At 64.0% G+C, this 23331-nt stretch carries 26 protein-coding genes; 12 read left to right on the top strand and 14 right to left on the bottom strand.

The window, feature by feature from the left end; translation table 11 throughout:
* Positions 1–17 precede the first annotated feature (17 nt).
* Positions 18–455, top strand: a complete 438-nt coding sequence (locus tag ACQY8M_RS25495; protein WP_428661469.1) for a winged helix-turn-helix transcriptional regulator — start codon at positions 18–20, stop codon at positions 453–455.
* A 302-nt stretch (positions 456–757) separates the two neighbouring features.
* Here the strand turns inward: ACQY8M_RS25495 and ACQY8M_RS25490 are convergent, their stop codons facing one another.
* Positions 758–1498 (bottom strand): dienelactone hydrolase family protein, encoded by a 741-nt coding sequence (locus tag ACQY8M_RS25490; protein WP_428661466.1) that lies wholly within the window; start codon positions 1496–1498, stop codon positions 758–760.
* A gap of 84 nt (positions 1499–1582) precedes the next feature.
* On the opposite strand from ACQY8M_RS25490, the gene ACQY8M_RS25485 reads away from it, so the two are divergent.
* Entirely contained in the window at positions 1583–2803 is a 1221-nt protein-coding gene (locus ACQY8M_RS25485; protein WP_428661463.1) for an ABC transporter substrate-binding protein, read from the top strand.
* 14 nt (positions 2804–2817) lie between these two features.
* On the top strand, positions 2818–3867 hold the full coding sequence (locus tag ACQY8M_RS25480) for a VPS10 domain-containing protein (RefSeq protein ID WP_428661460.1): 1050 nt from the start codon (positions 2818–2820) through the stop codon (positions 3865–3867).
* A gap of 96 nt (positions 3868–3963) precedes the next feature.
* Here the strand turns inward: ACQY8M_RS25480 and ACQY8M_RS25475 are convergent, their stop codons facing one another.
* Both ACQY8M_RS25475 and ACQY8M_RS25470 read right to left on the bottom strand, forming a co-directional pair.
* Entirely contained in the window at positions 3964–5040 is a 1077-nt protein-coding gene (locus tag ACQY8M_RS25475) for an HlyD family secretion protein (protein WP_428661457.1), read from the bottom strand.
* Positions 5037–5483 (bottom strand): MarR family winged helix-turn-helix transcriptional regulator, encoded by a 447-nt coding sequence (locus tag ACQY8M_RS25470; RefSeq protein WP_428661454.1) that lies wholly within the window; start codon positions 5481–5483, stop codon positions 5037–5039. Before ACQY8M_RS25470 ends, ACQY8M_RS25475 begins: the two co-directional genes overlap by 4 nt.
* Before the next feature lie 45 nt (positions 5484–5528).
* On the opposite strand from ACQY8M_RS25470, the gene ACQY8M_RS25465 reads away from it, so the two are divergent.
* Entirely contained in the window at positions 5529–7070 is a 1542-nt protein-coding gene (locus tag ACQY8M_RS25465; RefSeq protein ID WP_428661451.1) for a DHA2 family efflux MFS transporter permease subunit, read from the top strand.
* Between the two features lie 6 nt (positions 7071–7076).
* Here the strand turns inward: ACQY8M_RS25465 and ACQY8M_RS25460 are convergent, their stop codons facing one another.
* Positions 7077–8249, bottom strand: coding sequence for a hypothetical protein (locus tag ACQY8M_RS25460; protein ID WP_428661445.1), 1173 nt, complete (start codon positions 8247–8249; stop codon positions 7077–7079).
* Between the two features lie 320 nt (positions 8250–8569).
* Here ACQY8M_RS25460 and ACQY8M_RS25455 point away from each other — a divergent pair, with 320 nt between their 5' ends.
* Positions 8570–8740 (top strand): hypothetical protein, encoded by a 171-nt coding sequence (locus ACQY8M_RS25455; protein WP_428661442.1) that lies wholly within the window; start codon positions 8570–8572, stop codon positions 8738–8740.
* Positions 8741–8925: 185 nt separating this feature from the next.
* Here the strand turns inward: ACQY8M_RS25455 and ACQY8M_RS25450 are convergent, their stop codons facing one another.
* From ACQY8M_RS25450 to ACQY8M_RS25435, 4 genes are all read right to left on the bottom strand, one after another.
* A complete protein-coding gene (locus ACQY8M_RS25450; protein ID WP_428661439.1) occupies positions 8926–9522 on the bottom strand; it encodes an NUDIX hydrolase in 597 nt (198 codons plus the stop codon).
* Positions 9519–9695, bottom strand: a complete 177-nt coding sequence (locus ACQY8M_RS25445) for a hypothetical protein (protein WP_428661437.1) — start codon at positions 9693–9695, stop codon at positions 9519–9521. The genes ACQY8M_RS25450 and ACQY8M_RS25445 overlap by 4 nt, the downstream gene beginning before the upstream one ends.
* Positions 9696–9705: 10 nt before the next feature.
* Positions 9706–10107 carry a DUF3617 domain-containing protein gene (locus ACQY8M_RS25440; RefSeq protein ID WP_428661434.1) on the bottom strand — a complete coding sequence of 134 codons (402 nt, stop codon included), beginning with the start codon at positions 10105–10107 and terminating at the stop codon, positions 9706–9708.
* A 1184-nt stretch (positions 10108–11291) separates the two neighbouring features.
* On the bottom strand, positions 11292–12065 hold the full coding sequence (locus ACQY8M_RS25435; RefSeq protein WP_428661431.1) for an SDR family oxidoreductase: 774 nt from the start codon (positions 12063–12065) through the stop codon (positions 11292–11294).
* A gap of 136 nt (positions 12066–12201) precedes the next feature.
* Here ACQY8M_RS25435 and ACQY8M_RS25430 point away from each other — a divergent pair, with 136 nt between their 5' ends.
* Positions 12202–13104: a LysR family transcriptional regulator gene (locus tag ACQY8M_RS25430; RefSeq protein ID WP_428661428.1), complete on the top strand. Its 903-nt coding sequence runs from the start codon at positions 12202–12204 to the stop codon at positions 13102–13104.
* A 169-nt stretch (positions 13105–13273) separates the two neighbouring features.
* Here the strand turns inward: ACQY8M_RS25430 and ACQY8M_RS25425 are convergent, their stop codons facing one another.
* Positions 13274–13591 carry an H-NS family nucleoid-associated regulatory protein gene (locus ACQY8M_RS25425; RefSeq protein ID WP_428661425.1) on the bottom strand — a complete coding sequence of 106 codons (318 nt, stop codon included), beginning with the start codon at positions 13589–13591 and terminating at the stop codon, positions 13274–13276.
* 371 nt (positions 13592–13962) lie between these two features.
* On the bottom strand, positions 13963–14154 hold the full coding sequence (locus tag ACQY8M_RS25420) for a hypothetical protein (protein WP_428661423.1): 192 nt from the start codon (positions 14152–14154) through the stop codon (positions 13963–13965).
* Positions 14155–14290: 136 nt separating this feature from the next.
* On the opposite strand from ACQY8M_RS25420, the gene ACQY8M_RS25415 reads away from it, so the two are divergent.
* Positions 14291–14860 carry a hypothetical protein gene (locus ACQY8M_RS25415; protein ID WP_428661420.1) on the top strand — a complete coding sequence of 190 codons (570 nt, stop codon included), beginning with the start codon at positions 14291–14293 and terminating at the stop codon, positions 14858–14860.
* A 456-nt stretch (positions 14861–15316) separates the two neighbouring features.
* Complete coding sequence (locus tag ACQY8M_RS25410; protein WP_428661418.1) at positions 15317–15499, top strand: hypothetical protein; 183 nt, start codon at positions 15317–15319, stop codon at positions 15497–15499.
* A 90-nt stretch (positions 15500–15589) separates the two neighbouring features.
* On the opposite strand, the gene ACQY8M_RS25405 is transcribed toward ACQY8M_RS25410, so the two are convergent.
* On the bottom strand, positions 15590–15844 hold the full coding sequence (locus ACQY8M_RS25405) for a hypothetical protein (protein ID WP_428661415.1): 255 nt from the start codon (positions 15842–15844) through the stop codon (positions 15590–15592).
* Positions 15845–16840: 996 nt separating this feature from the next.
* On the opposite strand from ACQY8M_RS25405, the gene ACQY8M_RS25400 reads away from it, so the two are divergent.
* On the top strand, positions 16841–17341 hold the full coding sequence (locus ACQY8M_RS25400) for a hypothetical protein (RefSeq protein WP_428661412.1): 501 nt from the start codon (positions 16841–16843) through the stop codon (positions 17339–17341).
* Positions 17342–17662: 321 nt separating this feature from the next.
* On the opposite strand, the gene ACQY8M_RS25395 is transcribed toward ACQY8M_RS25400, so the two are convergent.
* A complete protein-coding gene (locus tag ACQY8M_RS25395; RefSeq protein WP_428661409.1) occupies positions 17663–18049 on the bottom strand; it encodes a hypothetical protein in 387 nt (128 codons plus the stop codon).
* Between the two features lie 1221 nt (positions 18050–19270).
* On the opposite strand from ACQY8M_RS25395, the gene ACQY8M_RS25390 reads away from it, so the two are divergent.
* The 3 genes from ACQY8M_RS25390 (at position 19271) to ACQY8M_RS25380 (ending at position 21668) form a co-directional block, all read left to right on the top strand.
* Positions 19271–19483, top strand: coding sequence for a hypothetical protein (locus ACQY8M_RS25390; RefSeq protein WP_428661407.1), 213 nt, complete (start codon positions 19271–19273; stop codon positions 19481–19483).
* 150 nt (positions 19484–19633) lie between these two features.
* Positions 19634–19762: a hypothetical protein gene (locus ACQY8M_RS25385; RefSeq protein ID WP_428661404.1), complete on the top strand. Its 129-nt coding sequence runs from the start codon at positions 19634–19636 to the stop codon at positions 19760–19762.
* 580 nt (positions 19763–20342) lie between these two features.
* The gene (locus ACQY8M_RS25380) at positions 20343–21668 is read left to right on the top strand and encodes a tyrosine-type recombinase/integrase (protein WP_428661402.1); all 1326 of its coding nucleotides are present in this window, start codon (positions 20343–20345) and stop codon (positions 21666–21668) included.
* Positions 21669–21733: 65 nt separating this feature from the next.
* On the opposite strand, the gene ACQY8M_RS25375 is transcribed toward ACQY8M_RS25380, so the two are convergent.
* Positions 21734–22672, bottom strand: a complete 939-nt coding sequence (locus ACQY8M_RS25375; protein WP_428661400.1) for a DUF2971 domain-containing protein — start codon at positions 22670–22672, stop codon at positions 21734–21736.
* Between the two features lie 297 nt (positions 22673–22969).
* On the bottom strand, positions 22970–23266 hold the full coding sequence (locus tag ACQY8M_RS25370) for a hypothetical protein (RefSeq protein WP_428661397.1): 297 nt from the start codon (positions 23264–23266) through the stop codon (positions 22970–22972).
* Between the last annotated feature and the right edge of the window lie 65 nt (positions 23267–23331).

Below are 23331 nucleotides of genomic sequence, written 5' to 3'. Positions count from 1 at the left end.
CCTTTTGGTAAGTATCCATGATGTCTCGAGACCACTCAGGTTCGACCCCGCCCTCGGCCCAGGCTCCGTCTCCAGTCAAGGCGTGCACGCCGACATTACCGGGGTTCACATGCGGCCTCGATGCGACCCTGCGCGTCATCGCGGGCAAGTGGAAACCGCTGATCCTCTACTTCCTCGCCCAAGACGGTCCGATCCGCTATGGCGAGCTTCGCCGCGCCGTGCGCGACGTCAGCGACAAGATGCTGATCCAGCAACTCAAGGAGCTGGAGGCTGACGGACTCGTGAAGCGAACCGACTACAAGGAAATCCCTCCTCGGGTGGATTACAACCTCACGCCGCTGGGCGTCAGCCTGGCCCAGGCGCTCGTGCCGCTCTGCACCTGGGGCACGGAAAACATGGCCGAGGTCACACGCGTCTTCGCGCAGCGGGCAGCATGGAATGGCACGAAAAGCTGAGCAGGTTGCCGAGGAGAAGCTCGATATCGCAATGCTGAAACCATGCGACGAAGCAGCTTGCGACGAAGGATAAGGCGGAGCCCGTCCGCCATGAGGTCGCGTTCCAGGGCTACCTCAAGGTCGGCCAATACCCGTTCCGGCACACGCTGCACGGTGGCGACCCGAGCGGCGTGCTCACACGCAAGGTGTTCGAGCGCGGCCAATCCGGCGCCACCTGAACCGCACTAACGGCAAGGTGGTGAGCGGCGTCCCCCGCTACGCCGGCCAGACAATCATCGCTGGGAGCGCGGCACTTGCTTCCTTCAGCCCAGCCGCCGGCGATAGAGCGCGATCAGGCGTTCCCAATGGCGCTCGGCGGCCGGCTTGTCGTAGCACCAGCGTTCGGGGAAGGCGAAGCCGTGATGGACACCCATCTGGATCTCGAGCTCACCGCTGTTCCCCGACTTGTCGAACAGTGCCTTCAGCTCCTTCACCATATCCGGCGGCGCCAACTCATCGTGCTCGGCGCAGGAGATGTAGAGTTCGCCCTTGGCCTTCGCGAGCGTGAGGTGCGGGCTTTCGACGTTCTCGCTCACCAGCCACGTGCCGTAGAACGAGGCGGCAGCGGCGATCCGGTCGGGATAGCGCGCCGCAGCAGCCAGCGAGTACGGACCGCTCATGCAGTAGCCGTGGGTGCCGACGGGCCCCTTCTTCGATGCCGGCTGGCTGTCGGCGAAGGCGATCATCGCCGCAACGTCGTCCATCACCGGCGGGATCGTCATCTTGGTCCGCACCGCCCGCATGCGGGCCTGCTCAGCGCTGCCCTTTTCCAGCACGTCGGGGCCGTACTTCGTGTCCTTGCCCGCGCGGTAATAGAGGTTGGGCAACATCACGTAGTAGCCGACGGTCGCCAGCCGGCGGACCATCTCGTAGAGCTCCTCGCGGATGCCCGGCGCGTCCATCAGGAACAGGATCGGCGGATAGGGTCCGCCGCGCTCCGGATGGCAGATGAAGGTCTCCATCGCACCGTCCTTCGTGCCGATATCCTGAATCCATTCTTTCATGACGCTCACTCCCGCTTTGCGGCCATGCGAGCACCTTGCTAGGCTCGACACAACAAGAAAGCCTTTTGGGAGTGAAATAGCGAAATGATGAACCGCGGTGTGGTAGGTGCGATTGCGGCGGTGCTGGCCGCCTGGACGGCGCCGGCGTGGGCGCAACTCTCGAACGATTCGGTCAAGGTCGGCGTCGCCACCGACTTGTCGAGCCTCTATGCCGACATCAACGGTCCCGGCGCCGTCATGGCCACGGAAATGGCGATCGCCGATTTCGGCGGCACGGTCCTCGGAAAGAAGATCGAGCTGGTCTCAGGCGACATCCAGAACAAGGCCGACGTCGCGGCCTCGCTCGCCTCGCGCTGGTACGACAGCGAGAAGGTCGACATGATACTCGGCGCCGGCGCGTCGTCCTCGTCGATTGCCATCCAGGGCGTCGCCGGCGACAAGAAGCGGATCTTCATCGCGCCCGACCCCGCCTCGTCCGACCTCACGGGCAAGCTCTGCAACCCGTACTCCATCCACTGGGTCTATGACACCTTCGCCCTGGCCAACGGCACGGGCTCGGCAGTGGTGAAAGCGGGCGGCAAGGAGTGGTTCTTCCTGACTGCCGACTATGCCTTCGGCTACGCGCTCCAGCGCGACGTCGCCGCGGTCGTCACCAAGGCAGGCGGCAAGGTCGTGGGCGAGGTCCGGCACCCGATCAACACGCAGGATTTCTCTTCCTTCCTGCTCCAGGCGCAGGCCTCGAAGGCGCAGATCATCGGCTTGGCGAACGCCGGCGGCGACACCATCAACTCGATCAAGCAGGCGGCCGAGTTCGGAATCAACAAGGGAGGCCAGAAGCTCGCTGGGCTGCTGGTCTTCATCACCGACATCCATTCGCTGACGCTCGAGCGCGCCCAGGGCCTGCGCCTCACCGAGGCCTTCTACTGGGACCTGAACGACAAGACCCGTGCTTTTGCCAAGCGTTTCGCGGAGAAATTCAAGGGAAAGATGCCGACCTCGGTGCAGGCTGGTTTCTACTCGGCGACGCTCGCCTATCTGAACGCGGTCAAGGCGGCCGGCACCGACGATCCCGACAAGGTGATGGCGCAGATGAAGGCCACGTCCTGGGACGACCCGGTGTTCGGCAAGAGCTCGGTCCGCGCCGACGGCCGCAAGATGCACGACATGTATCTGTTCGAGGTCAAGACACCCGCGGAGTCGAAGGGGCCGTGGGACTATTACAAGCTTCTCGCCACGATCCCCGGCGACGAAGCCTTCCGTCCGATGGACCAGGGCAACTGCCCGATGGTCGCCAAGAAGAACTGAACTGGAGGTCTGCCATGGCTGATGCATCGCATGTCTACGCCGGCGTCGCCGGTTACTTCGGCAAGCCCGACCATCCCGGCAAGTCCGGGGTGTTCATGCGGCCGGCCAAGGGTGGCGAGTGGAAGCACGTTCTGGACGGCGTCGAGGCCTATACGGTCTTCGTCCATCCGGGCAATCCGGAGACTGTCTTCGCCGGCACCAACGACGGCGTGTGGCGCAGCACCGATCGCGGCGCCACCTTTCAGCGGACCGACTTCCCGAACAAGACGCAGGTCTGGTCGTTCCTGGTCGACCGCCGCGACCCGAAGAAGATGCTGGCCGGTGCCTCGCCGATCGACGTCTATCGCAGCGAGGACGGCGGCGCGAGCTGGCGCAAGCTCTCGACGCCCAAGGTCGGCGAGCACTGCAAGGGCCCGTTCGCCTCGCGCGTGATGCGCTTCGCGCAGAATCCGAAGAAGCCGGATGAGATCTACGCCGCGCTCGAGATCAACGGCGTGATGCGCAGCACCGACGGCGGCGAGAGCTGGACTGATTGCAGCGCTGGCCTGATCGCACTGGCCGAGCGGCCGCATCTCAAGAGCAAGATCGTCAGCGACACCACGGCCGAGGGCATGCTCGACGGCCATGCGGTGACGATCAATCCGGCCGATCCCGATTCGCCCATCCTGGCGCTGCGCATGGGCCTTTTCCGCACCAACGACCACGGCAAGACGTGGGAGGACATGGAGGTCAAGCGCTTCTCGCCGGTCACCTACGGCCGGGACGTGAAGGTCTCTACCAGCGAGCCGAACACGCTCTACACCGCGCTCTCCGTCGCCGCCTCCAGCCACGACGGTGCGGTCTATCGCAGCCAGGACAACGGCCAGAGCTGGCAGCGTTTCGACAAGGTTCAGGTTCACGGCACCATCATGTCGATCGGCCTGCACCACAGCGATCCGAACCAGGTCTACGTCGGCGCGCGCTACGACGGCGAGATCTTCGGCACCCAGGACGGCGGCAAGAGCTGGGAAGCGATGCCGCTTCCCGGCGAGGTACAGCACATCTACTCGATAGCCTGCGGCTGAGCTCATCCGCTGGGAGCGCGGCTCTCCAGAGCCGCTCTTCTTCGGATTGCCGCACCCCATGAGCGGCTCTGGAGAGCCGCGCTCCCAGCGGTCAGACTACTCGCTCGCGACCTTTGTCTGCGGCTCGCTCCGACCGAACAGGCCGGCGAGCGGCAGGCTCCTTTGCCGGCCGGTATCGATGCTGACCGTCGCCGTCATGCCGGCGCGCAAGGGCGGCTCGCCGACGTGGGCCAGCAGGCGGAGCTTCACCGGCAGGCGCTGCACCACCTTGACCCAGTTGCCCGAGGCATTCTGCGGCGGCAAGATCGCGAACTCCGCGCCGGTCGCCGGACTGACGCTCTCCACCAGCGCCTCCCAGGTCGTGTCGGGATAGGTGTCCAGCACCACGGTCGCCTTCTGGCCGACCTTCACGTGGGTTAGTTCGGTCTCCTTGAAGTTGGCCTCGACCCAGGGGCGGCTGGCCGAAACCAGGGCGAACAGCGGCGTCGCCGCCTTGACCTGCTCGCCCTGCTGCAGGCGGAGGTTCACCACCACGCCCTCGACCGGAGCCCGCACGCTGGTGCGCGCGAAATCGAGCGCCGCGCGCTCGCGCGCCGCCGTCTTGTCGCGCACCATGGGATGCTCGTCGGGCGGCATCTCGGGATCGCCGTTCAGCGCCGTCAGCACGCGCCGCAGCCGCTCCTTCACCGTCCTCACCCGATCGGACGCGGCGCGGGCGTCGTTCTGCGATTCGTCACGCTTGGAGGCCGAGGCGACGCCCTTGGCCGCGAGCTCATCCTGGCGCTGCCACTGGCGCTGGAAATAGTCGGCGCGCGCCTCTGCATCGGCCAGTTCGGTGACAGTCTCGCGCCACAGCGCGCGCAAGGTCTCGACCTGGGTGCGGGCAGCGTCGAGCTCGGCCTCGGCGCTGTCGAGCGCCAGCCGGAACGGTCGCGATTCGATCGTGAGCAGCGTCTCGCCCGCCGCGACGCTGGCATGGTCGCGAGTCAGCACGCGGCGGATCCGGCCGGAAACCTCGGGCGCGATCTGCACGATATGCGCCTTCACATAAGCGTTGTCCGTCGACACGTAGCGCCCGCCCGACAGCCACCACAATGCACCGCCCGCGATCGCCAGCAACGGCGCGACGACGATCAGCGCGAGGCGGACGAACGTCTGGCCACGATAGGTCACGGCGTCGCTCCGGCCAGCGCCTGCAGGCGTCCCTTGACCTGGGCGGTCATACGCGTGAACTCCTTGCGCTCGCGTTCCGACAGCGCGCCGAGCGCATCGTCGACCGTCGCTTCGGCGATTTTCCACATCCGCGCATGTGATTTGCGCGCACCGGGCGTGAGGTACAGGCGATTGATGCGCCGGTCACCGTCGTCGGGGCGGCGTTGCACCCAGCCCGCCTTCTCCATGCGGTCGATCATGCGGCCGGCGCTGGCGCGGTCGATCTCGAGCATGTCGGCCAGCTCGGTCTGGCTGGCGCCCGGGCGGCGGTGGAGGCGCGTCAGCACCAGCCACTGGGCACGCGTCAACCCGAGCTTGCGCACTCTCCGGTCGAACACAGTGCGGATCAGTCGCGCCACGTCCGACAGCATGTAGCCGATGTATCCGTCGTCGTCCGGGTTCAAAGCCCCTCGCCCCATATTGTTGCCTAGGCTACAGTAGCCTAGCCCATGGCATCAAGCGCGACTGCGGACGACGCCCTCCCGATCCCCACTGCCGATACCTACTCGGTCGGCCGGCGCATCCTCATTCTCGTCATGGTCGTGCTCGGCTCGACGCTCTACGCGACGACGCTGCTGATCGCGTCGACCCTGCTGCCCCAGATGCAGGGTACCATGTCGGCCACCCAGGACGAGATCGCCTGGACGATGACCTTCAACATCCTGGCGACCGCCGTCATGACGCCGATGACGGGCTGGCTCGCCGCCCGCTTCGGCCGTCGCGAGACGATGATCTGGTCGGTGTTCTGCTTCACCATGACGACCTTGATGTGCGGCCTCTCGGACTCGCTCGAGACGCTGGTGATGTGGCGCGTCCTGCAGGGCGCACTCGGCGCGCCGGTGATCCCCCTGTCGCAGACCATCCTGCTCGACACCTTCCCTAAGCGGCAACAGGGCTTGGTGACCTCGATCTTCGGCATGGCGGTCGTGATCGGCCCGGTGATCGGCCCCACGGTCGGCGGCATGCTGTCGGAACTCTACAACTGGCGCTGGGCCTTCTACATGATCGTCCCGGTCGGCTTCGTGTCCTTCATCGGATTGCGGTTGACCCTGCCGGCCGACAAGCCGCTCGGTCGCACCAACCTAGACTGGACCGGCTTCCTCTCGCTCTCGATCGCGATCGCCGGCGTCCAGCTCGTGCTGTCGCGCGGACAGCGGCTCGACTGGTTCGAGTCGGGCGAGATCCTGATCGAGGCCTTTGTGGCGGCGATCGCCTTCTGGATCTTCGTGAGCCACAGCCTGACGGCGGAAAAGCCGTTCCTGAATCTCCGGCTGCTGCTCAACCGCAACTACGCGCTCGGCCTGGTGCTGGTGCTGATCTACGGGATGCTGAACTTCACGCCGATGGTCCTGCTGCCGCCGCTGCTCCAGCAGCACGCGGGCTTCCCCGACGCGCTGATCGGCGAGATCATCGCCGCACGCGGCGTGGGGGCGACACTCGGCTTCTTCAGCGCCATCTTTCTCGGACGGCTCGACCCGCGCGTCGGCATGATCGTGGGTTTCCTGCTGCAGGCGATCTCGGGCGCCTGGCTGATGAGCGTCGACCTCAATGTCGACACCACCACGCTGATGCTGAACAGCCTGTGCCAGGGCATCGCCATCGGCGTGATCTGGGTGCCGCTTACCCTGGTGACATTCTCGACGATCAGCTCGGCCAACCTCGCCGAGGGGACAGCCGTCTATCACCTGCTCCGCAACATCGGCTCGAGCTTCTTCATCTCGATCTGCGTCGCCGAAATCGTGCGCGCGACGGGGGCCAACTACGCCTACATGACGGAATGGATCACCCACTACAGCCGCCCCCTGGCGCTGCCTTGGGTGATGGGGGGGTGGGACGCCGACTCGGTCGGCGGTCTCGCCCGTCTGTCGAAGGAGATCAACCGGCAGGCCGCGATGCTGGGCTACATCAACGCCTTCGGCTTCTATACGCTGTCCTCCGCGCTCGCGATCCCGCTGATCCTGCTGTTCAGCCACAGCCGCCACGCGCGCTGATTAGACCTATTCTGGCGGACGAGCAGGCTTGGGCCCTGGAGTCGCGGCAGGCGTCGTCAAGCTCGATGCCGCGGCATGGCGCGACGGATTGATGAGATCCGCCGGCCCGTGGCGGGCCATCCAGCGGCATCGCGCCGGCGCCGCATGGGCCGGCGCCGACAGGCCCTTGGGGCCGACCACGACAATATCGTAGATGTCGGGATCGCCGGTGGACAGGCTCACCTTGCATGACTGTCTCAGAGTCGCCGGCGTAGGCGCCACGTCGTAGATCATGCCGGACAGGTCGAGCAGCGGAAGGCCGGCTGCTCGAAGGCCTTCGTAGAGGTCGGACAGCGCTTTTTCCTCGCCCGCCGCCATCGCGGCTCGGAAGCGAGCCACGAATCGGTTGTTGGCGGCCGAGGCTGGACTGCGGCGTTCGACCTCGCGCAACAGGGCCAGCCGCATGTCATGCGCCGTCGTGGGGCGGACCTTGCCGCCTCCGCTGCGCCCAGCGGGACCGATCGCGTTGCTGCAGATATTGTCCGCCTGCTGCTCGACACTGACGGTCACCGCGACGGGCTGCGTCAGGCAGGTCTGCAGCTCGATGAAACTGCCGGCCGTGGCGATGTAATCGAACTCGTCGATCGGACGGCCGAGCAACCTTGCTGCGAAGCCGGCGTCGATCCCCATGTCGGTTACGTAGCGGATCAGCAGCGAGGCTCCGCCTCGGGCGACGTCGAAGCCGGCGATCGCCGCGTTCGGCGCCTCCTCGCGGCTCGAGTTGCGCAGCCCGAGACGGTTCAACCACACATTATGGAACCCGACCTGGCCGCCGAACTCGATACTGCGCCACGGAGCGGGAAACGCCCCTGGCGGTAGGGTGCTGCCGCCGAGAAATGCGAGCGCACAGGCCGAGAAACAGACGTCGGTCGCCCGCACCAGTGTCCCCACCGCGAACTGGCGAAAGACATAGCCGATGGCGACCCCCTCGTAGACGTCACCGCCGCTGCTGCTGAGCTCGGCGGTCGCAAGCGTGCCATCGGGGGCAATCGACGTTGCAGCCTTCACTTTCTCCAGCAGCTTGCGAAGCGCCTCCGCGTCGCCGCGCTCGATCATGCCAGTCATGCGGATTGTGTAGAATGGTCGGGCAGAAGCCAGTCCGGCGCGCAGAGGGGCACGATTCTCGATGGTCACGGTCATCGCAAACGCCGGGACTGCAAGCGACAGCAAAGCACCGGTCAGAAGCAACCGCACCACGCTAAACACTGCCAACCTTGTTGATACCGAAGGCCGCGCCCGACCGCGCGGCGCGGAATTGCATCCAAAGCCCCAAGTATCGCTCGCCGGATGCATTTCGACCGGTCACCTCGAGACAGACCTGCTAGTGGTATCTCGTTTGCGCTCTTGACATTAACATGCGGAAGGGGCCGCGTCAGGAGGGAACGCATGTCAAGTTGACAAGATTGCTGCCGCTGGGGATTGGGGATTCTGCTCGCCTCGCTGGACCGTGTGCGGCCGAGGTGGTCCGGCTCGAGATCAAGGAGGGCTACGGCACTTTCCAGCACGGCGGGTGCGCGCTGTGGAAAGGCCGTGTGCACGGCGACGTGGCACCTACCGAGCCGATCCCCGATCTCGACGAGGCCAGGCGAAAGGAGCGCCGCCAGCAAAATCAGCTTCCCTTGCGGCATTGATGCCGCCCCTGTCGTTGATCGTTTGGTAGAAGGTGGCGATCGCCTTGCCGTTCACGCCGCAAGCGGAGACCGCTTGGGAACGCAGGCCTGCTTGATTTCCTCTGCTCCCTCCCGACGCCGGAACTCATTGGTTCCTCCCGGGAAGCCCATACCGGCCGTCGCACCCATGAGAATGGGGAGGAAAGTCAGAGCGTCAGGCGACGGATCGCAGGATCGGTGCTGGCGCCGGCGAAGAGATGCAGCAGCAGCAAGGTCGACATCTGGTTCGCCTCGCGCAGGTGCAGCTGGCCCGAGCGCAGCCCGTCGGCGAATTCCGGCCAGGGGATTTCGCGCAGACGAAGACTTTCGCTTTCCTCCGCCACGGGCTCGGCGAGCCGGGTCACGCCGACCGCGAGGAAGGCATGGACCTGGTTGGTGAACCGCGACGCCGCCGGATGCAGCGCGCCCAGCGCGTGCCATGTGCCCCCGCCGTGGCCGGTCTCCTCCAGCAGCTCGCGGCGTGCGGCGGCCTCGAGACCTTCGTTCGGATCGACATGGCCCGCCGGAATCTCGAGCATGGTCCTGCGCACGGCGTGACGGTACTGCTCGACGAGCAGCATGTGGCCGCTGGCGCTGATGGCGACCACGTTCACCCAATCCGCGATTTCGATCACGTGGTACGGCGAGAGCGTGTTGCCGTCAGGCAGACGCACGCTGTCGCTGCGCAAAGTCAGCCAACGGTCGCGGAACGTATAGGTCGACTGGATCAGGCGCCACGGCTCGATCGGCTTGTCGCCGCTCACCGGCCGAGTTCCTGGCGCATCCGCGCAAGTGCTTCCTTCTGCGGCTCGGGTTCGTCGGCCAGTCGCAGGCACATGTGCGCGACGCCTGCGTCGGTGCAGGACTTGAACCCGGCGGCCGCGTCCCGGGCGTCGCCGGCGAAGCATATCAGCAGCAGGTAGCCCGGTTTCGCCATCGCGCGCTCCTCAGCAGTCGCCGAGCCTCTTGCCCGACAGCAGGCTCGTGCCCTTACTGTCGTGGCCGTCCCTGGCCTTGATCTCCACTGTGCCCGATCCTTCGAACGACGTCGGCGTGAATTTCAGCTCCATCGCCGCGCCAATGGCAGGATCGCTGTCGCTGACCGGACAGGACATGCTCATCCTGACAAGGCCCCGCCCCGTCGTGGAGACGCTTCTGTCGCAGCCGCGTGCCGCGGCCTCGTCGGCCGTGATCAGCATCAACCGCTCGAGGCTCGCTTCGCCGGCCTTGAGGCAGATTTTCTGCGGCCGGGACGGCAATTCTTTGCCGTCGAGCGTTGCCTTCTCGGTTCTCTCCCAGACCCCGGGCTGGATCGGCGTTTCCGCATAGGCTGGGAGAGCAAGCGACAAGACCGCTGCAATCATCCATGATTTCATGAGGACACTCGAAGGGCAGACCTGCGTGAGGACAACTACCACGTCGAATCGGCCTGTGAGCCTGTCATCGGGACAGCGGCACCTTTCACACAAGGCATGCAGGTTCGGCAATGGCGCGCGCCAGCCTCGCAGTTCTATCGTGAAGTATTTGCATCGTATCCATGAGGAACATGTGCATGACGCGATGGCGCGCCAATGAGCCACACCGCTCTCATCGCTCATTATCTCTCGATCCGAATCGAACGAAGGCATCACTCCCGCACATCGGACAAAGCTGCATAAGGGCGCTGCACGTATCAAGAAAGCTGGCGATCCAGCCGCCCTGGCGCACCGGTTCGAAGCGCGTATTTGGCAGGTAAAAGCAGGCGTCATGCATGTATATTTCTTCTTCGAGCGCCTCGGCACAAGCGCCTGCACCGGCGTCCGACTGAACTCGTCGTCATTCGACAGTAGCCTTTTCGGAGCGACGACTTCCCCTTCTCCTCTCGCTTGCTCATGGCGTGGTCCCTCCACGGGTTCGGTGACGTGCGAAACCTCGAACATGCCGTGAGCCCGCAAGCAGGCAGTTCTCTGATCCTGCTGAACACCGCCTTGGCGAGTGCGCCTGAGGCGCTCGCTTTTCACGGCATCGCCTACAGGAATGCTACAGCGACAGGTGAGAAGCCTCGGCGGATCTGATCAGTAGCGCTTCGGACGCACACCGGGAAGAACCGCAACTATAGCGCGCAAACAGTCGATCATCCTCCTCTCGCAATGGGTGTGCATCGCAGTTTGGCCTGGAGAAGAGAGCACCACATTCCCGTGGTGAACCAGCGTGCTCGCCGCGAAGCCAATCCAATGAGAGTCCTCGGCTCCAGGTGTCGGGGGGCCGCCAACACCAAGCACGCCGGCGCTCTATCGAACGCTTACGAGGCCCTGCTCACGCAGGAGACCGTCCAATGAAAAGCGCGACGATGATGATTCCGATGCCGCCGATCGCCGCCAAGGACAGGGCGATCCCGCGCAACGCACCCACGCAGCGCCTCTCGGTGCAGGAAATTCTGCACCTCGTAGACCGCGTCGAAGAGGACTGCGGGGCTGTAGCATGTGCCGCAGGGGCGGCAAACGAAGCGCCTCATGTAGCTTTCTATCGTCCTTCCTTCCTGCCGCCCGGCGAATCACTTGGTGGTGTAACCGCCGTTGACGAGGATGGTCTGGCCGGTCATCCACCAGCCGTCCGAGACGAGGAAGCGGATGTAGGGCACAATGTCCTCAATATCGGTCAGGCCGGTCTTCGAGAAGTGGGACAGTGCCGCCGCCGTCTTGTGGTAGGCCTGTGCCTCCGTGCTCTCCTGTCCGTAGAAGAAGGGCGTGTCCATCGGGCCGGGGCCGATCGCGGTCACCGAGATGCCGCGCTCGCCGAACTCCTTGGCCGCCGCACGGGTGAAATGCTCGACCGGCGCCTTCGTGCCGGCATAGATCGCATAGAAGGGTGTGAAGGCGCCGAGCAGCGAGGTGACGAGCGTGCAGAGCTTGCCGTTATCGTTGAGATGCTTGCCGGCTTCCTTGACAAAGAAGAAGGCAGCCTTTGAATTGATCGCGCTCATCTCGTCGTATTCGGCTTCCGAGATCTCGACGATCTGCTTCTTCAGCACCTTGCCGACGGTGTTGATGGCGATGTCGGGTTTGCCGAACGCCGCGACCGCATCGGCGAACAGCTTCTCGACTGCACCGGCAGTGGTCAGGTCGGCTTGGAAGGCCGCCGCGTCGGCGCCCGCAGCCTTGACGGCTGCAATGGTGGCGTCGGCATCCACCTTCGTGGCAGTGCTATTATAGTGGATAGCGATGGCCTTCGCGCCGTGGGCAGCGAGATCCCGGGCGATCAGTCCGCCGAGGTTCTTGGCGCCACCGCCGATGATGACGGTTTTGCCCTTGATGGAATGATCGGTCATGGATCGAGCCTCCGTGAGAAAGGGCGGCAGCACCAGACCGCCGTCCTTGTGGCTCAATCTACCGTCTGGAATATCCAGATAAAGAAAGGCAATCTGGCATCACCTGTCAGATCTCGCGAACAGTCAGCTGAATCTCGTGGACCGCATCGACCGCTTCCGTATCTTCGCTCGTGTCGTTGACGCGGCAAGTTTCACCCGGGCCGCCGACATGCTGGGGCTGCCGCGATCCTCGGTCTCGGCAGCGGTTGCGGAGCTGGAGGGGCGGGTTGGCGCCAGGCTCCTGCACCGCACCACGCGCAAGGTTTCGCCGACGCAGGATGGCGCGGCCTTTTACGAGCGCTGCCTGCGCGTCATCGCCGATGTCGAGGAAACCGAGGGCTTGTTCCGCCAACGCAGCGCCAAGCCTTCGGGCAAACTCCGTATCGACGTACCGGGCCGAATCGGCAGGCTCGTCGTCGCGCCGGCGTTGCCGGCCTTCCTTGACGAGTATCCCGAGATCGACATCGATCTTGGCGTGACCGATCGGGCGGTCAATCTGATCGAAGAGAGCGTGGACTGTGTGCTGCGTGTCGGCCCTCTGAACGATTCCGGCCTGATCGCGCGGAGTATCGGCAAGCTGCCGCTCGTCAATGTCGCCTGCCCCTCTTACCTTGCCTCCCACGGTACGCCGCGAACGCCTGGCGATTTGAGCCTGCATTGGGCCGTGAACTACGCCTCGCCCTCGACGGGCCGTGTCGAGCCGTGGGAGTGGATGGACGGCGATACCATGCACACCCTCCCGCTGCGCGGGCGCGTGACGGTCAATAGCGCGGAAGCCTATATCGCCTGCTGCCTGGCGGGCCTCGGCCTCATCCAGGTGCCGGCCTATGACGTACGCCATCATCTCCACTCGGGCGCACTGGTGGAAGTCATGCCGGACTATCGTGCCAAGCCGCTGCCCGCGACACTCCTCTATCCCCATCGCCAGCATCTCTCCCGCCGGGTGCAAGTCTTTGCGGACTGGCTGGAGCGGCTTCTGAAGAAAGCATTCGCGCCGTGATCTGTGGCCTTTGGCCGAAGTCAGTCGCTCGGACATTCCCTATTGCGCGAGCCCCCGAAGTTTCCTCCGAGGCACTCATTCTCACTTGGTGGGTTTTTGGGCGATGCTCGCGGTTATCCAGCTGATCGCCTTGTCCCTCATACGGGTTGCTGTGCCCCAGGCCCGAAACCTACTTGATCAGGAACGACTCGCGCTTCCGGCCGGTCTTTTCAGCGGCCACCAGCCACAGCGGCGGACGACCACGACCCGCCCAGGTATTTCCCTTGCTGTCACGATACTTCGGCGCCACGGACTTGCCAGCCATCGGGCTGCGGCCGCGTCGACCGTGACCATTCATGGCCATCTTGAGATCGCTCATGGACAGATCGTATTTGGCGATGACTTTCGCGGCGGCTTTGATGCCCTTCATATTTGAGCGTTCGCGTTCTCTGGCGGCGGCTTCCAATTTGGCGATTTGCTTGCGGATGGCTTCGAGGCTGAGAGACATGGCTTCTTCCTGAATCGTGTATCGAGTTTATGGTGTTCGATCCGAACGCCCTTTCTAACTGCACATCTCGCTATCGAAACGCAACCGCTGATGGGAGATATTTCACCGCGTGCACTGCAACAAATATGCACGCCCCAAACAGAAGTGCTCCGAATTCACGGCCCAGAAATTCAAAGTTCGGTGATGTATTCGGTGATGTATATAGCGTGCAGCAACCGGGGCGGTCTTGGTCGCGTCGGCATTTCGCGAGGGATGCTCCCCGTCGCCTCGCGGCCACTGTCGATCTTCCGCCGTACCTGTAACTCCCACGCGATCCACGCCCGTGGTCCGATGTAGATGTTGCTGATGCGCGTTATGCGAAGCTCGCTGGATTAAAGTTTGGCCTTCTTCTCCCACCTACCTGATTTCCGGTGCTCAAGCTGGATCAGGTCGAACGCAGCCTGAGCCAACCCCCTCCGGGCCGTGTTGATGTCCATAGGGCGACCCCCGAACGCCCGGACGATGGCTGTCACGGTGATCCGGGCGACTTCTTCCACCGTCACCGGATCGGGTTTGGGCGTCACTTAGGCTCCTCCATTCTTAGGTGGAACTTCGGACGGTAGTCGGACTCAGGAACGACACAATTTACATATGTTAAGATATTTGCAGTATGCTTGGGACAAGACCGTTGAGCCGAGAGTTGAGGCGCAACCCGGCGCGATGCACACCGTCGCGACACCGGGCCGGAAAGAGGTTTTTCGCTTTTTGGCAATCTTTGTGCCAAAGGACTTCAGATACTCGGCCTTGCCGGGCGCTTCTCTTAGGGTCCTTCGGGATGGCCCGGCGACCGTAGCAGAAGCCGGTGCGCGGATGCTTGAACGGAGTAGCTATTTGAGGCCGACTTTATTGCTACAGCCCATGCCAGTGAGTGTCGTCGTTGACCATCAGCACAGGCTCGTGCGCGTTCACGCTGAAGGCGAAGTCGGTTTGAAGGATGTCGAAGGCTTCCTCGATGCCCTGATCGTCGACAACGCGATGGCATACCGCAAGTACATCGATTCGCGGAATGCCATCGCCCGATACACTGCGGCGGACGTGGTGCAATTGGCGGCTCGCCTCAAGGTCTATGGACATGTCGACCGACGCGGTGCTGTCGCCATGGTGGTCAATCCACAGCACCGCGACCTCCTCGAGCAATTCCTCCAGCTGGGTCGGCCGCAACGCCCCGCCCGCACCTTTCTCGATCCCCAGACGGCTGAACTTTGGCTGAACGAGCAGCCCGAGGTCTAATCACGGGAGCAGGGCGAGAGCCACGAAGCGACGAGCGACTGTTGCCGGTGGTCTTTTCCTGCACATTGCCGCGTGCGTGGTACTTGAAGAGCGCGCGTTTAGGGCGACAGGAGGCCTGCTACGGGGAGCTGCTCGGCTTCGTGCCAAACCTCGACGCTGCGGGCTAGTGGCAGGCAAAAACCCCGACTTGGGCCCATTACTTCCTCGTTTGAAGGAAGCTGAATGATGCGCAGCACACTTCTCTGCTGCGCGGCCTGGGGGTGCTCCAATGGGTGTTCCTGCTATGTCCATGTCGGCGCCCGCGCTCTGCTTGCTATCGATTGCGGCGCTCATGGCCATTGGCTACGGCTGGAGGCGGTTAGCAGCCGAATTTCCGAGGTTGGCGACGGTGGAGAGGTTAGCCCCGGCTTGATCCAAATCAGACGCGAGCCGCCCGGTGCATCGTAGACTTGATCAATGATGAAGCCGATTCTCATTTGCTGCCCGACGACCGGCATAAATGTGCAGGCGGCCGTTCCGGGTGAGCCTGCGGTCGACGGGGTTCGCCGCTACGACGCGATCGACTGCGCGGCTTGCGGGCGAATTCACCTCGTAAATGCTGCGACCGGGAAGCTGCTGGCGGAAGAAGACAAAGAGTAGCGCTCGACGCCGGCGCCCGCATGAGATCTGACCAACGCCAGAATGTGAATCCGGGCGGTAACTCGCCATGTTCGAATGCGGCCTGGACGTCTAGGTTGGCGGGCCGGTGATGTAGATCCTCGGGCTGTACGTGGCGCTCCATGATTGCTCGGTCAGCGCCGCGGCGAGAGACAGCAGGACGCCCTCCGCGTACGCCCTTCCCGCCCTTGGCAAGATCTGAGGGTTGACGACGTTCGAAACTTCAATGCTCGCGTCAAGACCATCGTGCTCGAATCTACAATGAATGCTGCGTTGCGAGCTTTTCGGCGTGTTCGGCAGACAGATCACAGGTTTTTCGATGGGCATTGGGCCGGCCTCCCTCGCCTCCTTCCCATTCGAGTTAGCCCCGGGACTTCGCCGCTTTAGGGCGATCTATATTGCACGACTTATACTCCACCCCGATGGGGCTTCCTGATAACCCATCGAATTGACTGGCGTCCCCTACCGGAGTTGAACCCGTGCTACCGCCGTGAAAGGGAGACGTTACCCCCCTCGGCTGTCCACCCCCGTCCGCATAAATCCGCGATTTAATTGAATTTATGTGGACACCCCAGCTTGCGTCCGCGCACTTGAGCGGCCGCACGGCGATGAAGGCCGCGTGCGCGGCGGCCGGCATTGTGCCTCGTGGCGCGAAACCTTGGCCTCAAGGACACCCGCATGGTCGAGCGTCACTATGGCCACCTCGCCCCGAGCTATGGGGCCGATACGATCCGGCCCGGCGCGCCGCGTTCGGCATCGCGGAAACGGCCGACGTCGTGCCGCTGCTAAGCACCTTATGACCGGCAAGCCAAGGCCTGCACGAAGCAGCCCCAGCGGATGCCGCTATTCCCATGGAAAGCGGGGCACCATGACCCGCGCCACATACCGCCCGATATCCGGAATCTTCTGCCCAACGTCTTCGCGGCCGTTGCGAAGGAGTGGCTTGGCGCGGCTAGCCTCCCAACTGACGTTCCCGAATACGAAAAAGCCGAGACGCTCGAGGAGGTCGAGCGCCAATGTGAGGGTTGGACGAATCCGCATTCCGGGACTTGGTAGTCGCCTCCCTCGTGGGAAGCGGCGCTTGATTGCGCCGCGATGGTGGAGCGCACCGCCGAATATGTCCGCGACCGGTGCGGCGACGACCGGCAGGGAGACCACCGCCGCGCGTTCGAAGACAAGGTGTGGGCGTGCGAAAGCTTGCCGCGGCGAGGACACGGTAGAGACCTTCTCCGCGGCATTGTGGTTACTCCCACTGACGGTTGTACGAATGGTTGCCACTCGCGCTGCAGCATGCGACGCTTCCCTCAGTTTGGGGAAAAGAGCATGAAATTAGAAAGAACAATGGCCGCCATTGGCGGCTGCATACTGCTGGGCGCGTGCTCGAGCATTATCGAAGGGCGCAGCCAGCAGATCATGATCAACAGCAACCCGCCCGGCGCGGACTGCGGGCTGTATCGACAAGCCCTCCGCATCGCAACGGTGCAGAACACGCCCGGCATCGCGCTGGTCGAGAAGACCAAACATTCCATCTGGGTGGCCTGCGTCAAGCCGGGCTACCAGATGGCGAGCTACTACAACAAGTCGGGCGCGGCCGGCGCGACGTTTGGCAACATCATCCTGGGCGGCGGCATCGGCTGGGCGATCGACAGCGCCTCTGGCGCGGACAACAAGTACGATTCGCCGGTCAACATCACGCTGGTGCCGAACGTGCCGGGCCAGCCCGAGGGGCCGATGACCCTGCCTGCGTCCTATATGGCGCCAACGCCCGCACCCGCCACGACGCCGGAGGCAGTGCCTATGCCTGCGCCAACAACGGCACGGTGAGGCTCCTTGACGGCGCGCCGCCCGCCCGGTGCGCGGGGCGTGTGGCCTCGAGCGATCGTGATGGCCCCTGGTGTATCGTTAGAGGCCGCGGCTCCTTGTTCAATTTGTTCTGCTTGGAGCCTTGCCGGCATGTTCGAGGCCGGGCAGCTGCGTATGCCCGGCCGCATCTCGGCATTGCTCGATTTCACGGCCGGCTGCGCAGGGCTCGATCGGCTAACGGTCGGGCGAGGATGACGGTATCTGCGGGCGAGGGTTAAACAGCGGTAGCCAAAATCGACCGGTGGCGTTTAGTGGGCAAATACGGGTGTGGCGCCGGAAACGCTAGGCACCTCGGCCGCAACGGTCGGCGATGGCGCGAGTTTTGGATATCAAGTTGGCGTTCTTGAATACCGCGGCTATGCGGCGGAAGCGGACTTCGGTATTTGCGTTGGAACCTTGCTTCACGACAAAGTCGAATCGCTCGACGAAATCCGAGACCCCAATCGACTTCGTGGTCACGGTGATGATGGCGAGGCGCTCGCGCGGATCGATCTGGGGTGCCACGTCGTAATCCTGGGACATGCGCCGGACGAGGCAGTCGGTGAGCGCATCGAATTCGACCGGATAGGTCGCGCGCCACAAAACGAGTGGATCTCGGACATCGTCAGAGGTCGTGCAGCCGGCGGCAAGTGCTGCGACGGCTGCGGCAATTGGAATCACGCTCTTCAACAGGTCTTCTCCATCTGGTTGCAGCAGTGCGCACGAGGGCGTCCCCGGGAGAGCGTCTGCCTTGATGGCATGGATCTCTCACCGCGCTTTCCCCTTGGCCAGCCCCAGCTCGACCAGGCTGCGGATTGCCTCAGAGCGGGTAATGTCGCCTCCGGCCTTCGCGGCCCATGCATCTACGGCAGCGGTAAGGTCGGCAGGAAATCGAACGCCGATCATGGGATCTCGGCCGCCAGTTGGGGGCCGACCACGCTTTTTTGGTTTAGCCGTAATTGACTTCGCCATATTTTTGGCTTTACCATAAAGGACAGCCGAACGGAAGGCTGCAACCTCCGCCAGGCTCTGACCGCAACCCGGCCTCCTGAAAGGACGCCGGACTACGGTTGACGGCGACGCGACCGGCGGTGTCGGCGGTGGTCGCCCCAGCATCGACAGGAAGGCCCCGATGAGCGGGGCTTTTTTGGCGGCACCGTGGCGGAGGGCGAGGCCGCTACGCTGGCCATGGTGGCACGCCGACACGACCGCATAGCTTCGCCGACCTCGAGTAGCTACTCCAAGCGCTCGTAGATTGTCTCCGCGGCTCCTTGCCATGCGCGGTCCCAAACGGTGCAGATGTCAAGGTGAGCAAGTTGCCAGACATTTGCCCGGTCTGAGTGCGCTCCGTTCCAGTGAAGACTTGGTTGGTCGAGGCCGTGTAGCGGAGGTTCACCTTGTCGCCGTTGACCTTGTAGATCCCGCCGCCGGAACCGCCTGTTTTGCTCGGAAGCGCTCGGCATCGTGCGTTTCCCAACACCACCACTTGGGTTGCCAAGTCCTGTGCCGAGGCGATAACGGGTGATGCAAGCAGCAATGCAAGTGCGGCTGCTCCAACAAGTCTGTATGCCATGGATAGCCTCTTGTGCTGAGGGTCAGGTACTCGCGCGAGACCCCACGCAGCTGGACTATCTTAAGTAGAGCAGCGGTGAACATCGTTGGCAATGGCGCGGCTCCGGGCGGTCGTGACCTCGGGCGAGTTCGCCATGCGCATGTCTGTCGCATCGCGTGGGCAGAGCACCATCGGCGGACGCCGCCGGGCGGACTGCGGCGCTACCCGGCGATGCACTGGCCCCGCTGATCGGGGCCTTTTCTCCTTCTGGTCGGGCTACCTCCGCTGCGCCAGCCGCGCCGCCATCGGCGTGCGATACGCTCACAGCGCCACGCGGCAGGCACGGGGAGACCGGAGACATGGGGCGCGCAATTCTCTCGCTTGCCGGGTTCGAGATTGGCGGCAGCTGGCTCTTGGTGTCGACGCTCGAACTCATGCCGATCGCGGCCTACGCCTTGTCGGTGGGCGCCGCGTCCATCGTGGTGACGCTCTTCATCTTGCGCGCCTCATGGTCGCTATCGCGTCGCAGTCATCACCGGGGCGGCTTCGGTAGCTCCAATGTCCGCCGATGACAATGCCGCCGCGGCTCCGGCAGTTAGGTGGCGCCCCTCGCCCTGGCTTCGGCCGGAGTCCGAAGTGCACGGCAACGTCGCGTCGCCATGGTCGTTCATACTTCGGGTGCCTGCGCGAAGCGCGCGGGTGGGGTGTGCGTGGTGAATGTCGTGACAGATGTGATTTGGGACACCTTCGGGTGGATCCTCGACAACCCGACGTGGTCGGCGTCGATCGTCGCGGGAGTGGTGTTCTGCATGGTCTTTGCGCTGCCGGCGCCGCGCGGCAGCAAGAAGTGAAATAGCGCGCCTTTGCCCGGCCATAGCCTCGAGCGCGATCGCCGGCCCGACACGCGCCAGTGCGGCAATGGTTCGTCGTCTCGCAGGCGGTTAGGACGCTTTCCCGCCTTGCCGCGAGAAGCGCTCGATTGCGCTGGGCCAGGTTGCGGCTTGTGGCCACGTCATTGGGCGGCTCTCACGCCTTGCAACCGTCAGTCGCGCGTGCTCCGATCGCCGGCGTAGTGTTCTTCATCGCATGGCACGTTCTCGAGATGGTCCGCACGGGGAAGGCCTCAGGCTTTTGTATTTGAGACGACACTGGCCGCGCGGCCAGTGTGTCAGACCGCCCTTCCCAAGTCGCCCGCAGCCCCCTCGCCCCTCAGTCTATACGAGACCTCGGTGCCAATTCGCAGAGGCGTCATCTTGGCATTGGACAAATATTGGGCGTGCCACTTGGCGCGTGCCGCCAAGTCAGTCAAATCGCTGGCGTCCCCTACGGGAGGGGGCGACGATGGCCGATCTAAGTCAATAAACGCTGGACTTCCTGCACTTCTTGGCCCACCGATACTCCTAATTCCTACTACTATTTCGGAGCGATACGGTGCCGACTTATCTCGTCAAGCAGGGCAACAGGTATTGGGCGCGGTTTCAGGTACCCGAGGACGTGCGCGCCGCTTTCGACAAGCGCGAGCATTGGGAGAACCTGCGGACCGACGACCTCAAGCTCGCCCAGGCGCGGCGCAATCGAGCCCTCAGCGACTTCCGGGCGCGCGTCTTGGAGGCTCGAGGAAGTGTCGGCATCATGGACGACGACGCCCTCGCGTGGCGGCAGACGGTGCGCGAAGCGGCGGGCACAGAGGAAGCGGGAACCGTCGTTGATCTCACCTTGGAGAAGGCAGCGGAACGATATGTCCCCGGTGGCCTCAAGGCGGCGCAGCGGGCGGCGCGACTGTTTCATGATGAAGACCTGAGCGACGCGGTCCTCGACCTAGGAGGCCCTGAGGCGCGCCGGTTTATCGCCGTAGCGCTAGAAGGAAAGCTCCCCCTCGCCCCCTTCGTCGACCCGTGGAACACCGTGCGCAAATCCGAGGTTGAACCCAAGACCGCCCACATGGACAGGACCGTCGTCGAGCGGTTCGTCGCCACGTTTCCCCTTGCCGCCGACGTGACGCCTCCTGCCGTCGCCGCGTGGATCGACAAGCGCCGCACGGACGGAGACGTATCCCCGTCGACCCTACAGCGCGAAGTGAGTGGCCTGCGGAGCTTCTGGGGATATCTCAAGGGCCGCGGAGAGGTCCCCAAGGAGGCCCCTGACCCGTTCCAAGGGCTGCGCTTCAAGGGCAAGGCGAAGGACGCCACCCGTTCGAAGCGCCAACGCTTCTCCCCGGGCGAGATCGCCGCGCTGTACCGCGAGGCCCTGCGTCGAGACGATCAGGACTTGGCGGACCTGATCGCCATCGCGGCCTACTCAGGAGCACGGCGGGAGGAAATCTGCGCCCTGTCGATCCCGCAGATCGTCAAGGGGTGGTTCAGGATCGAAGACGCCAAGACCGAAGCGGGCGTTCGCGAGGTCCCGGTGCATCCGCGTATTGAGGCCATCGTCAAGCAGCGCATCGACGGCCGGAAAGCTGGCTACCTGTTCGAGGACCTCGACAGCGACAAGTACGGAAACCGAGGCGACGCCCTTGGGAAGCGCTTCGGGCGGCTAAAGACCGCCATGGGGCACGGCCCCGAAAAGGCGTTCCACAGCATCCGCCACACCTTCACCCGCATGCTGGAGGAGCAGAAGGTCCCCGAGAACCTCACGGCGGACCTGATCGGGCACGCCAAGACGACCATGAGCTATGGCGTGTACTCCGGGCGTGGCGCGACGCGCCCGCTGCTTGGCGATGCAATACGGAAGGTGTCCTACCCGAAGCCCCTATAGGTTGAGAACCTCGTGGTGAACAGCGCGGAGAATGAAAGGAGCCGCTCACCGTGAAACTCCGTCCGTCACTTGACCACGCGATAGGGCACTCCGGAGGAAGTGACGGGGACAGTGGAGCCATAGCCCCGCTGGACGAGAAGCGCCCTGACTGCCTCGGCCGTATGCGCGGCCATTCGGCCCGGCCCGACGATGATTTCAGCCAGGGGCATTCTTCCGGTCGTCGGAAGCTTCAGGTCGAAGTCCCAAGCGGGAGTGATGACCGTCTCATGGCCGATAAATGTAACCTTTGACAAGTCGCTCGGCTCGACTCTCCGCACGATGCGCCATTCATCTTCCGCGCGGAACGTCTTGTGCTTGGGAATTGCCGCTAGTTCGGTGCTTTTCTCATTCAGGGCAAAAGCGTAGTCCCGCGCCGACACCGCCACGCCTTCGGCTTGGAGCTGTTCGTAGAGTTGCACGCCCCGCTGGACAAGTTGGTCGGCCGCACGGCGTTGGCGAACTTCGTCGTACTCAACTGGTAGGAGAAGCTGTGGAACCCCGGGCGATTGCACGCGCTCCAATAGCGCATCGAAAGCGAACCCAATGCTGATGCCGCCCTCGGCACCCCCGTAAGCTCGCCACTGCGAGAGGTCATCTCTCGCCGCAGAGAACGCCCCGGCAAAGACAGCATTCGAGGTCGCCAGCGATAGGCCCATTGTGAAGAACCTTTCCATCTCGACCAGCACCGCTTGGGCGTGTTGCGATGGCATGGTCGAGCGCGCGGCGGCAATTCCGTCCAACACAAACTGCGCCGCGTGGATGTACTCTCGCTCATCGTTCATGAAGCGAATGTGCGACGCGCGAAGTGTGCCGTGCTCCAGAATCTTCAAGAACGCTTCGGGCTTCGTGTAGTGCCACAGGACGTCCGGAAAGCGTGCACCCCAACGGCTCGCCGCACCCATCAGCAAGTCGTTCAGAATGGAGCCGAGCAAAGCCGTCATCCGGTCAAGAATATCTTGGTTCATCGCGTCCCTTCCCAGCGTGACGACTAGCACAAGTTCCTGATCCGGAACGCCTGGGATTTTCTGCCGGAAACGCAAAGTGGTATTCGTCCCCACCGCGATCGACCGTTCCCCCCGTACCCCTCCCCCGCCACCCATCGCCTCGAACGTTGGCCCGCCGTGCTGCCGGCCCCGCCAGCCGGTCCGCAAGTCCACCGAGGGTGCCAGCCAGCGCCCAGCGCCGCCCCGAAGGCAGACATAGCGAAGCCCCGGAGGGGCGTCCTCCGGGGCTCCTATAGGCCCTCCTGATGCCGCCCTTGGCTACGCCGCGAGGGCTGCCGCCTCCTCCGCATCATACCGCGCCATGGCTTCGGCTCGCCTCTTGGCGTCCCTCTCCCGCTCCGCACGGACGTTCTCAGCCGAGTCGATCCAGCGCAGCCAATCGCCCCAGCGCTGAACGGAGCAGCCCGGAGCAATCATGAGCATCTCGTTGAGTTCAATGCCCCCGAACTGACCAGGGCTGTAAGGCTCCCACGACACCCTCGTCCCGTTCTTGCGCACCCTGCCCGCGCCCTTCCACCACTCCTTCTTCGCTTGCCGCATGCCGATCTCCTTCATGTCTCGCAGCGCCCCGCGCGGCGTGAGGAGGAGTCTAGTCGCGGGCCAATCGCTGGCCCCACGAG

The sequence above is a fragment of the Reyranella sp. genome (assembly GCF_965279465.1).
Classification (GTDB): domain Bacteria; phylum Pseudomonadota; class Alphaproteobacteria; order Reyranellales; family Reyranellaceae; genus Reyranella.
The sequence above is the reverse complement of the archived record's forward strand: the minus strand, read 5'-3'. Positions and strand labels throughout refer to the sequence as shown.